General features: G+C 41.6%; 9 protein-coding genes. 3 read left to right on the forward strand and 6 right to left on the reverse strand.

The window, feature by feature from the left end; genetic code table 11:
- Positions 1-502 precede the first annotated feature (502 nt).
- Positions 503-1267 (forward strand): spermidine synthase, encoded by a 765-nt coding sequence (locus CXF82_RS16815; RefSeq protein WP_102044623.1) that lies wholly within the window; start codon positions 503-505, stop codon positions 1265-1267.
- A 146-nt stretch (positions 1268-1413) separates the two neighbouring features.
- Here CXF82_RS16815 and CXF82_RS16820 read toward each other — a convergent pair whose 3' ends face one another.
- The 4 genes from CXF82_RS16820 to CXF82_RS16835 form a co-directional block, all read right to left on the reverse strand.
- Positions 1414-3087, reverse strand: coding sequence for a GldG family protein (locus CXF82_RS16820; RefSeq protein ID WP_257982805.1), 1674 nt, complete (start codon positions 3085-3087; stop codon positions 1414-1416).
- Positions 3088-3798, reverse strand: a complete 711-nt coding sequence (locus CXF82_RS16825; RefSeq protein WP_102044611.1) for an ABC transporter permease — start codon at positions 3796-3798, stop codon at positions 3088-3090.
- Complete coding sequence (locus tag CXF82_RS16830) at positions 3798-4607, reverse strand: ABC transporter ATP-binding protein (protein ID WP_232775077.1); 810 nt, start codon at positions 4605-4607, stop codon at positions 3798-3800. Before CXF82_RS16830 ends, CXF82_RS16825 begins: the two co-directional genes overlap by 1 nt.
- A gap of 269 nt (positions 4608-4876) precedes the next feature.
- Positions 4877-5572 (reverse strand): hypothetical protein, encoded by a 696-nt coding sequence (locus CXF82_RS16835; RefSeq protein ID WP_102044612.1) that lies wholly within the window; start codon positions 5570-5572, stop codon positions 4877-4879.
- Between the two features lie 697 nt (positions 5573-6269).
- Between CXF82_RS16835 and CXF82_RS16840 the strand changes: the two genes are divergently transcribed.
- Positions 6270-7889 (forward strand): NAD(P)/FAD-dependent oxidoreductase, encoded by a 1620-nt coding sequence (locus CXF82_RS16840; protein WP_101092841.1) that lies wholly within the window; start codon positions 6270-6272, stop codon positions 7887-7889.
- A 489-nt stretch (positions 7890-8378) separates the two neighbouring features.
- Here the strand turns inward: CXF82_RS16840 and CXF82_RS16845 are convergent, their stop codons facing one another.
- Positions 8379-8648: a hypothetical protein gene (locus tag CXF82_RS16845; RefSeq protein WP_102044613.1), complete on the reverse strand. Its 270-nt coding sequence runs from the start codon at positions 8646-8648 to the stop codon at positions 8379-8381.
- Positions 8649-8788: 140 nt separating this feature from the next.
- Here CXF82_RS16845 and CXF82_RS16850 point away from each other — a divergent pair, with 140 nt between their 5' ends.
- Positions 8789-10189: a class I SAM-dependent methyltransferase gene (locus CXF82_RS16850; RefSeq protein WP_102044625.1), complete on the forward strand. Its 1401-nt coding sequence runs from the start codon at positions 8789-8791 to the stop codon at positions 10187-10189.
- Here CXF82_RS16850 and CXF82_RS16855 read toward each other — a convergent pair.
- The gene (locus CXF82_RS16855; RefSeq protein WP_232775076.1) at positions 10186-12093 is read right to left on the reverse strand and encodes a sulfatase-like hydrolase/transferase; all 1908 of its coding nucleotides are present in this window, start codon (positions 12091-12093) and stop codon (positions 10186-10188) included. The genes CXF82_RS16850 and CXF82_RS16855 overlap by 4 nt on opposite strands.
- Between the last annotated feature and the right edge of the window lie 18 nt (positions 12094-12111).

The following is a 12111-nucleotide window of genomic DNA, read 5'->3' on the forward strand; positions in this document are numbered from 1 at the left end:
CTTTAAACATAACTTTGTATCCCTTTCGCAGTTTTGAATTTATGTATTTCAAATTGGAGACTACTACAGGGAAGGTACGGTAATTGGCCACATTCGGAACTCAACGTTAATTAAACAACGCAAAACCACTACACTCACCTTCAGATAACTTTTGGTGGGGTAAACTGGGCATAAGTGAGTTAGCTTCTGCCCATAATAGTTCCAATGACCTACGGTCAGCGCATGTGCAGACGCAACTGAGACTTGCCGTAAGCACATCTGACTTCCATGAACACTCCTGGTCGCATCAGCACTGGATTAGAAAGCACCATCTTCCAACATCTGAATTGATAATTGAAAGAACACAAATCCCAGCCCCATCAAACTCGGAAATATAGGCGTAAGTAATACGTTGAAGAGCCATCTCATTTAGCCATATTCGGCCATGTCGCTTTTACTGACTCGCTTTTCCGTTATGATGTTCTATCAGTTATATACGCGTATTGAAGAGGTATTGAACACCATGGATATCAATGGAACCTGTATCTCATCAACAATGGATGATCACGGCCCTATTTATGTTTATCAAACAAGAACCAGCCGCATCCTCAGCTTCGATGGAAAAATCTATCAAAGCTCTATGAAAATCAAAGACATTAATGGGTTAACACTTGGCTACACTCAGGCCATGATGGCGGGATTATTGTTTATCCCTAGCGTGAAAACAGCCACTATTATGGGGCTGGGCGCTGGATCTATGGCAAAGAATCTGCTCAGCAGTTTCGCTGAGTTGAACGTGCACGCAATTGAATACCGCGCCGCCGTGGCTGCGATCGCAAAAGAATATTTTGACTTACCCGACACCAAGCGTCTTTTAATTCATATAGACGACGCGGTGAACTATATGAAAAACACCGAGATGAAGAGCGATATCATCTTTTCAGATCTATACAACTCAGATGGGATGGAGCCGAAGCAAGTACAATCAAGCTACTTGCGTGATTGTAAAAATGCACTCAACGAACAAGGTGTTCTGGTGCTCAATATCTGCCATACGGGGCTTGAATTACGACAAGAGTTAGATGAATTACTCGCGCATGAATTTGAAAATCGACGACTCAGTTTTGAAGTTGCAGGTGGAAACACCATCATACTGGCATTTAAAAATGACATCCCCTCGATGACAAGAGAAACGCTACTGGCTAAAGGCCAATCCTTGCAAGAGCAAATGAACATTTCGATGGAACGTTATGCCAATTTGCTTTGTGATATACAAGATATCAATTAGCCTTCGATAACGTATTAGCTCAATTCATTCCAACTTCAAGTGCAGCTCCAAGTCAAAATAGGTCCAACATCAACTCACTCAAGTTGATGTTGGAAGCGACATAAAATTATCAAACAGATTAGGGGCTGTTAATGATACTGATACTTTTAGTTGTTTCTAGACCTTAGCCAAACAACCAAGCCTGCAATACCAAAGAAAAATGGCAACAAGAATAATATCACCACTACTTGGCGTTTTTGTTTGCTGGTTAAATCTAACCGTTCTACCTTTACTGCTTTTGAGCTAAGAAAAACCTGATAGTCTAATTCTGCTAGCCAATTAACAACATTAAGCCCCATCTGTGCATTACTGTACTGATTAATATAGACATTTGTTAAAAAGTCAGCATCAGTGAAAACAATCATCCGCGTGTTTGATGGCTTGCTGAGCTCTTTATCCTGCGCGCTAGGCTTAGCCGGATGCTCTTCAAGAACAACATAAGAGATGGGCACAGGGCCTGGAGTGTCGATACCCGGATCAAATTGAATATCTAAGTGTCGATTCGTTTCCGCCCAGCTTTGATCTTTCGATGTAGTCAAAGCGATAGCAGCAAGCTTAATGTTGGGGCGACGCTGTTCTAATACTCGGATAGAACGCGGCCGAACGTAAAAGGTGTAATCTAAACCTTGGGTAATGGCTTTGTGCTTTTGATAATTCTTGGTCGCTGGGCTGCCAACATCATTACCAATATGATTGGTTAAATCGACCACAACATCTGACTGAACGTTAAGCCCCCATTGATTGATAATGCCGTTTAATGACGGGTTTAGCTGTTGTTGCTCTGCTGTCAGTGGCTTATCGGGTGTGGTGACCAGTGTTTGCTCAATCAAAAATAGTGCATTTCCACCAGACGACAAGTAATCAACGATTAACGTTTCTTCCTGCTGCGTAAGTTCCGTACGTGGACCCGCAATAATTAACACATCACAATCCTCAGGGATCGACTGTGTGATGCCTAACATCAGCGGTTTACTTTGCATGTTGTTATCGGCTAACAATTGCTTAAAGGTGGATAAGCCAAGATTATCTTCATTTGAAATCGAGTATTCACCATGGCCACTGAGAAAGTAAACTTGCCTTGGTGAACGACTAGCACGGGCAATGGTATTAGTCAGTTTTTCTTCCGTCAGCGGTTCATCAGTGAAATCAATATCTTTACGCACATCACCCGACTGTACGATAACTTTCCTTTCCTTGCCGCTGACCACATTGCCAAATTTAGCCGCAAAAGAAATATTCTCAATCGGGTCGATTATTTTCGTGCTAATTAGACCTGCAGATAGTCGTTCGTATTCGTTAAACAGATCCTGTAAATATTTTGGTGGCATCCCCACATAAAATGCGGTTAATTCGACTTTCTGGGTTAACGAACCGATAAAATCGACAGTGTTTTTAGATAAGGTGTGTTGCTTGGCTTTTGTCACATCCCAGCGCATAGGAATGCTGTTAGCAGCATAATGACTGATACCAAGAAACGCTAAGCTCCCCATGACCATAGATAAAATAATAAAGACTTTTTTCCATCGTCCACGATTGGCAACGGATGCCACTTTCGTTGAGTTAGCGTCGGTGTTTCTTAGACTCTTGCTTAAAAGCAGCAAGCCAACAAATGAAATTGCGCCACTGAGCGTTAAGCAACTGGCGAGACTCAAGCTTAATAGGGCAAATTGACCTTCAATATAAAATAACGATAATCCTACGGTGAAGACAAACACGGTTATCCCTACCAAGGCTGGGAATAATTTATTAAGCATCATGCTGATTTTCTTTTTAAGCGTCATTTATTGCCACACCCTATGGTCAATGCTTATACGGGTGAGTACTAAACAAAGTAAAATCCCCGCTAAGTAATAGATAATATCACTGGCGGTGATCATGCCGATGGCAAAGTTTTCGAGGTGGGTACGCGTACTAAACTGGGTAACAAACGTTTCAGCAAAGCCGCTGACATATTTAGTAAAGGTACTTGAAAAGTAAAGTATAAATATAATTAAGTAAGATGCCATTGCGGCAATTATTTGGTTGCGTGTCCATGAAGAGGTCAGTAAGCCGATGGCAATGAAGAGCGCTCCCTCTAACCAGATACCAATATAGCCTGACAAAATACTGTAAACATCGGGATCACCATAATATTCAACGATAAAATAGTAAACGCTTGTTAGAGCAATTAATAGCGAGTAAAAAACAAGCATACTTAAATACTTACCTAACACTATCATGGTCGGTGTTAAGGGGGATGTCAGTAAAAACTCCATCGTGCCGTTGGACTTCTCTTCTGCAAATAGCTTCATCGTGAGTAATGGGATGATGAAAATAAACATAAACTCCATCACTTGAAAAATATCCCGTAATGACACTTCTCTATTTTGATCAATGATCATAAAGAAAAACATATTAAACAAAGATAACGAAGCAATTATAACGAGGTAAGCAATAGGGCTACTAAAATAGCCATGCAGCTCTTTTTTGGTTAATGCGAGGACTTTATGCATCAGTAATCACCACCATTGTGCATTTGCGGCTGTTGATGATAATCAATAAAAATTTGTTCCAAGGTCGATGATTTAGACGGGCAATCTTGTGATGCCGATATATTGTTATTGCCTGTATCCACTCTATCTCTGCCTATCCCGTTTTTAAGCAATGTATCCAAGGATTCATCAACCACTAGTTGACCTGATTTAATCATCAAAATACGCTGTGCTATTTTTTCCATTTCAGGCAAGGTGTGCGTGCTCAACAATACCGTTCTTTGTTCTCGTTGGTTGCTTATAAGTGCTAATACTTGCTGAATTTGCATAGGATCTAGGCCACTTGTGGGTTCATCTAGAATAAGCAGTTTAGGCTCATGAATAATCGCTTGCGCAATCCCTACCCTTTGCTTATAGCCTTTAGATAATGTTGAAATCGTTTTTTGTTTTACCTGCTCTAAATCACACTCTTCTAGCACTTTAGCAATCTTAACCGCTTGTTTTTTGGACGGGACATCTTTTATCTCAGCGGCAAACTTCAAATATTGCAACACGGTCATGCTGGTGTACAAAGGCGGGGTTTCAGGGAGGTAGCCAATTTTCTGTCTGATCGTTAGAGAATGCTTAGTAATATTATCGCCATCAATAAAAATTCGGCCTGAGGATGGTGCAAGAAAAGAAGTAATAATACGCATCAAGGTTGTTTTTCCTGCGCCATTCTTTCCTAAAAAGCCGACGATATCACCTTGATTAATTTCAAAGCTAACATCATCTAGCGCTTGCAGGGCACCGAAGCTTTTACTGATATGTTCAACCGTTAGAATACTCACTCAATAGCCTTTTCATCGTGATTGTTAGAAACTGGATTTACATTGCCTTTTTGGGCTAATCGTCTTAATACCTGCCCGTACACCTACCGCCTGACTTTTGCCTATTCTCTTCATACCGAATGAGAATGAGCAAAACATAGCGATGCATTGAAAGAGACGGGGCGGGCTTTAATCACCATCACAGAAAAGCGATGGGCCAGTGTAGCACGAACAATATTTTTTAATTTTACAAACAATATCTTGCAGTCATTACTAAGTAAGCCGCCGTACTAATCGAGGGGCGCTGGAGGTAAATACCCACGACCGTCTTTAACTAAATCACTCTTTCCCAACGTGCTGTCATTAAGCGCGTTGCCATAATTATCTCGACAATGAACGCAGGGACTCATCTTGTTCACGAAGCGGCCTTTTCGAGTGTACTTTCTTATATAAGCATGTGAAATTTTGACATTACCGCGATGTAATCCGATGGCATCGTCCAGCTTATGCCTCAAATCACTGACGGCTGCATCTTCAGCGCACATGTTGTCGCTGGCACAGCCCCAACCGATAACATCCTCGCTAGCATCACTGTTTACATATCTAGCCGCGACCCAGGGACCACTGTGATCTCCCGTAGGCGTACCATCGGGGAAATTGGATGGCTTATTAGCCAACTGATACGAGACAAGTTCAAGCGGATCTACAGGGGCTCTATCGCAGAGGGTGTCACGACTTAACGGGCGCCCTGTTGTCACAAAATAATGATGGTTGTGGCTGATTTTCAGATCGCAGTAATGGTGTGCCCCTTCGATTTTATTGATGTGCGTTATCTCTGCTACCGCGCCACTGCAGGCTAAGATTTGGTCAGCCATCTTAAGATTGCCAGCCTCAACCCACTCCTGTGCAACAAGGTAAAAACGGTGCTCTTCTACCACAAACATCGACGTTTTTAATTCAGCAATAGTATATTCAATCTCGATCATATCTTGTACAAGGCTTCCAAATATTCATTCAATAGGGTTAAGTAAAACGGTTCGGTAAAATAAAGCACTATCGGCACAGGTGTCACTCTAGATATAGATTTTAATCATTTCCCTTAACGCCCAAAGCACAGGCATAAAGGCTGCGAGCAAGCAAACCACTCTTTCAGGAGGATAGCCCCTTTACTTGTTCAGCTTTATTTGTGGCACAACATTGCCTGCTTAGCTGCTGACAGAAGCTCTAGCTTTTACTCACTCATAGTCTTGCGCTATATTCTCCATAAATACCAGCAAGAGCACAACAAGAACAATAGTCACAACCGATATACTCAACGGCAACGATTCCCCATTGGCACTGAGTCGCTGTCAATATACCACCCTCTTTCTTGCCAACCACAACAAAGGGCGGTCGACTTGATAAAGGGGGCTACTGTATCAATAAAAATGATTGCCTCAACCACTTTGACCTAAGCTGATTCAAGGACGTTGTGTCTCATCATTGGGAGCGGTTTAGTTATGCCTTGTGAGTTATTTCAACATGATCAGATAAGGGGGAGTGATGAGCATCGGAAAATATTTATGATATTCAAGCGGTAAGCTCGTGCGGGCTGCATGGCATACACCATCAATAGATAATTTCATTTTAGTGCTAAATCACGTAAACTACGCGCTGTTTTTTAAGTCTCTTTTTAGGTAAATCATGATTCGTTTAAACCAAGTAAAATTGCCTCTCGACCATAATGAAGATGCGCTGCAAGATACCGTATTGCAAAAGCTCTCTATCTCAGCGGAGCAGCTGGTTGACATACATGTGTTTAAGCGTGGCTACGATGCCCGAAAAAAGAATTTAATTTCCTTAATTTATACATTGGATGTGACATTAACCGATGTAGACGAAACGGCATTATTGGCCTCGCTTGAGGATGATCATAACATCCGAGTTTCGCCAGATACCGATTATAAATATGTTGCCAGTGCGCCAGAAGGATTAACGGAACGACCATTGGTGATTGGCATGGGCCCATGTGGCTTATTTGTCGGACTTATGTTGGCGCAAATGGGCTTTAAGCCGATTATTTTAGAGCGCGGTAAGTCAGTACACGAACGTGCTAAAGATACTTTCCGTTTTTGGCGTACTAGTGAGCTAAACACCGAGTCAAATGTGCAATTTGGAGAAGGTGGCGCAGGCACGTTCTCTGACGGTAAGTTATACAGCCAAGTCAAAGACCCTGGTTTTAAAGGCTTAAAAGTAAAACAAGAATTTGTCGCCGCTGGCGCACCCGCTGAAATTATTTATGTTAGCAAACCCCACATAGGTACCTTTAAATTGGTCACTATGGTGGAAAAAATGCGCAGAGAAATCATTCGATTGGGCGGTGAAGTTCGCTTTGAAACCCGTGTTGACGAAATCAATGTTAGCGATCGTCAAGTCACCGGTGTCACGCTTAGAAATGGCGAAGTATTGCATTCTAAGCATGTCATTGCTGCAATTGGTCACAGTGCTCGCGATACGTTCCAAATGTTGCATGACAAAGGCGTGTATATGCAAGCGCAGTCATTTTCAATTGGTTTCCGTATTGAACACAAACAAGAGATGATCGATAAAGACCGCTTTGGCACTAACGCAGGCCACCCAATGTTAGGCGCTGCAGATTACAAGTTAGTGCATCATTGTAAAAGTGGTCGCAGTGTATACAGCTTTTGTATGTGTCCTGGTGGTGTGGTTGTGGCGGCAACGTCAGAAGAACACGCTGTTGTTACCAATGGTATGAGTCAATACTCGCGCAGCGAACGTAATGCCAACAGCGCCATTGTGGTGGGGATTAATCCAAGTGATTTTGATAACGATCCATTGCAAGGTATTGCACTGCAGCGTCAATTAGAGCGCAATGCCTATGTTATGGGTGGCAGCAATTACGATGCCCCTGCACAAATGGTCGGTGACTTTTTAGCGGCAGGTAGTGGTAAGCCGTTTGAAAACGTAGTGCCCTCTTATAAGCCTAATGTAAAAATGACCGATTTAAGCGATGCCTTACCACAATTCGCTATTGATGCAATCCGTGAAGCACTGCCGGCGTTCGGTAAGAAAATTCGTGGATTTGACAGTAAAGATGCCATGTTAACCGGCGTTGAAACGCGTACCTCTTCACCAGTGCAAATAAAACGTGGTGCAGATTACCAGAGTATTAATACCAAAGGTTTGTACCCTGCGGGTGAAGGCGCTGGTTATGCAGGCGGGATTTTATCGGCGGGTATCGACGGTATCAGTATTGCCGAAGCAGTTGCATTAGACATGCTAAAAGAGCTGACAAACAGTTAATCTGGCCTTGGATAAAGAGAACAGCAAAGTCACATAGGGCTGTTCTTTTTATTACCACCGCAACAAGTGCGCATTGGTAAACCAAACATTGAAGCCATCATTCAAGCTTGAATAATACAACGAAATATACTGTGATAACATGGAGCCCCTCCAAACTCACTAACACTTTCCTTGCTATCCACATAATAATCAATTCTCATCAACAACCATGACTTAAACTTTCTCAAGGGAGCTATCTCTAACAATGTTGAGGGACTTAGTTATTTTTATTTTCTTGTTAAAATGTAAGCTTTCTCATTAGCGGTGTTGCTAGTGCGAAACGGGTAAACAGTATTCAATCCTAATATAACGTTACTCATATTAGGATTCACCAATTTTTAGTGAGTTTGCCTTAGAATATCTTCCATAATGGCTATGGGTGTTGTGGCTTAATAAATGTCACAAAGTCAATAAACGCGTCTATAGACCTCTTTTTTTGATATCTTCCATTTAGCTTTTATTTTCTTTATCGGTTACTACGACCTCTTCACTTTCGGTATTTTTTTGATTAGATTCTTTGTCACTTTTACGCGAACTGAATAGGCTGAGAAATTTATCCCACCAGAGTCTTATAGTGGCAAACCCCATGACGACAGACGCTATAATAGCTTGAAAAATTATACTCCCAGTGCCTGGGTCCAAATAAGCGTAAGCGGGGGTACTTATCGTAGCCAATAAGGCTAAATAAATAATTTTTTTCCCTATCTGGTTGTGTTCCATTTTGAACTCTCCAGAGCTGCAAGTAAGTTGAATGGGGTTCTCACTGAATATAGTCAGACATTTACCATTGAGCAAATTGCAAATGAACTATAGTTGTGGGTATCAGATTATTTATCTTATTAAATAGTGAGTTACTTTTTATGGATGGTATAGAGGTACATAGCGCTTCGTTCCGAGATAACAGTGGTTTTATCTTCAGCAAGCAAGGTAGTTTGTATCGACAAGTTAACTCATCATATAAAGAGGAGTTTGATGCTTATGTTGACAGTGGCCTGCATCAAGCACTCGTCAATAAAGGGTATATCGTTGACCATGAAGAGGTGAACCTTGATGAGCATTGCAGGGAGAACGTGCATAAAGTCATTAAACCTGTTCTGATCCCTTATCTTACCTACCCATATGAGTGGAGTTTTAGTCAGCTCCAGGATGCTGCTAAGTTGACCTTAAATATTCAATTATTAGCCTTAGATTTTGGTTTTACACTCAAAGATGCCAGTGCGTTTAACATTCAGTTTTACGAAGGTAGACCGATTCTTATCGACACTCTTTCATTTACCCAATACAAGCAAGGGCCTTGGGCTGCATACCGTCAGTTTTGCCAACATTTTTTGGCGCCTTTGTTGTTGAAGAAATACTGTGATCATCGATTGGGCCGTATGGCTGAACTCTTCATCGACGGAATACCACTCGATTTGGCCAGCCGCTTACTGCCATTGCGCACTTGGTTTAGCTTCAATACTTTGTCACATATTCATCTGCATTCAAAAATGCAATCTCACTATAGCGCGAGTGGAGACGATGGTAGCCAGCGTATGGCGAAAGTGAATTCGAAAATGGACATCACCAAACTTGGGGCACTCATCACTAATTTGAAGTCTTATGTCGAAGGCTTGCGATGGTCATCGGCTAATACCGAATGGGGTGACTATTATGACCATACCAACTACTCCAAAACGTCAATGCAAGGTAAGCAGGACCTTATTGAAAGCTACCTTAAAAATCTCGGAAAAAAGGTATCCTTATTAGGCGACCTTGGTGCCAACAATGGGCATTTTAGCCGCCTGGCGAGTCAATATTCACACAGGGTTGTGTCGTTCGACTTTGATGAACTAGCAGTTGAACGGAATTATCTCAAGGCAAGGGCTGAAGGCGACACTAAACTACTGCCGGTGGTGTTAGATCTGTTTAACCCGTCCCCCTCGATTGGTTGGGGTAATGAGGAGCGAAGCTCGTTTGTGTACCGTGAAAAATTCGACGTAATTATCGCTTTAGCCTTGATACATCACCTAGCGATAAGCAATAACGTACCACTTAATAAAATTATTACCTTACTACACAACTTAGTCACTGATTGTTTGATTATCGAATTTGTCCCCAAGACTGACTCTCAGGTCGAGCATCTGCTATCAACCCGAGAGGACATTTTCCCAGACTATCATGAGCAAGGTTTTGAGCAAGCGTTGCAGGGCTACTTTACCGTCACGAGTAAAGACAAAGTGCCTGATTCAAATCGCATGCTGTATTGCCTTAAGCGAAATTAAAAATTAAGTTGACCTACATCGTAACCCATATCCTTGAGATGCGTGAATATCATGTCATACGCTAACTCTGGTTCAAGATCGGTTGCAGGACATGTGGCAGTTTTGGCGTGAACCCTTTCTTGGGAAAGTAAAATGTGGTTAATATTGTTAATATCCATAGAGTACAACATTCCACAATATGCCATAGACATAGTCCCCAGAGAGTAAAAAGGTGGCACTAAATTAGCTGAAACCTTCCACTCCCCCGCATTGATTAATTGCTGCTTAGAAGAATTCACGATAAATATTGGATAGACTTCTTTACTCCGTGATAACAGGCTATGGCCGTCCATCCACTCTGGCGGCGTGACACCTAGAAAAGATAAGACCGTTGGTGCTATATCCATTCTTTGCGATGCTTGTTTCACTGAACCGGTATGTTCTTGATTTGGGAAACGTATGATTAAGGGTAAAGTTTCATTTACTTTATGCCGTTTACCATGATCGCTGCTGAATATCAGCAAAGTATTATCCAGCTCACCCAGCTCATCTAACAGTTGGTATATTTCTCGGCTATAAGCATCCCATTGATAGATCGCATTGTCATAATGGTCAACCATCCAACGGTTAGGTTGTTCCTTCGTTTTGGTAAAAACAGGCTTCTCATAATCAAACTTTTTCCCATGTGGACCGAGTAAGTGAACGTTGGCGAAAAATGGTTTTGGAGCATGTAATATCTGATACTTTAATTGGTCCATACGATCAATATCTGATCTATGGTCTGGCACTTTTTCGCCTTGATTAACCAGTTTATGTGGATTAACCATAGACGTATAGCCACTTAAATGTGCCAAGCGTTGATAAAGCCGCTGCCAGTTGTCTTCGAAAAACTGAACCGAAGTAGGCCAACGTGAAAGAAAGAAATTTTTAACCACAGAGTCTCTATTATCCAGTAACCTATTATTAGCGTAATCAAACGCGTTACGCATTTTGAGATCTTCAGGATCAATATAATGCCTCAAGCTGATATCAATATTATAATAACCTAACCCTCTCAGTACCCTTGGAAAGTGCTGAAACATATCTTTCCCGGAAAAAGTATCTGGCCTAAAAATAACCTTGGTACGGGTTGGATATTTACCACTTAATAGCGAACCTACAGCACCCGTTGTTTTGGCTGAGTTAGTCCAATGATTCATATAGACAAGACTCTCATGAGCGATACTGTCCATGAAGGGTGTCGTTACCCGTTCATAACCATAAATGGACATATTCGTGCTATTTACGCCGTCGGCAGCAAAGAAGATAATATTGGGTAAATCATCCTTTATTGGAGGAAGGTGCACTTCATATTCTGTTGATAATGGTTGATGATAAGATACTGCTAGCGACACAGATGAGATACCTAGCAGTACTGCCATTAACGTAAATAGCGACCTTATATGTCGAGTGATTATTCCGCCATTGGAGTTTCCATTAGCGAGTTTACCAATAGCGTAAATTAAAAATAACGTAATAATAATCCAATAGTATCCCTGAGACGCTAATGTAGAGGCAGAATGAGAGGCGATACCAAACATGGTATAGGAGAAGTTTTCTAGCATTAAAAATGCTGTACAGGTCAGGATAACTGCTGGGGTAACATAGGGGAACTTGTCTATAATAACCTTAATAACTCCCTTTTTGATAGGTAATACAGCAGGTAATAAGCTCATAATGCTGACAGCGGGTAAAGCAATAAATATCATTGTCAAAGGAGCATTGAAGAGTAAGGCTAAGTTTTCAGGGACCGTCAAATAACTCAACATGGAGGGTCTAGAGAGGAAGAATAACCATTCCATTAAATAGTAAAAGTAACAACTCAATACAGTTAACACTAATAAGCTACCCAAGAGCCTGAAGTTGTTAGTGTGGCCTAGCATCATTTAATCCCTTAATGTGTA

The organism is Shewanella sp. GutDb-MelDb (genome assembly GCF_002836075.1).
Classification (GTDB): domain Bacteria; phylum Pseudomonadota; class Gammaproteobacteria; order Enterobacterales; family Shewanellaceae; genus Shewanella.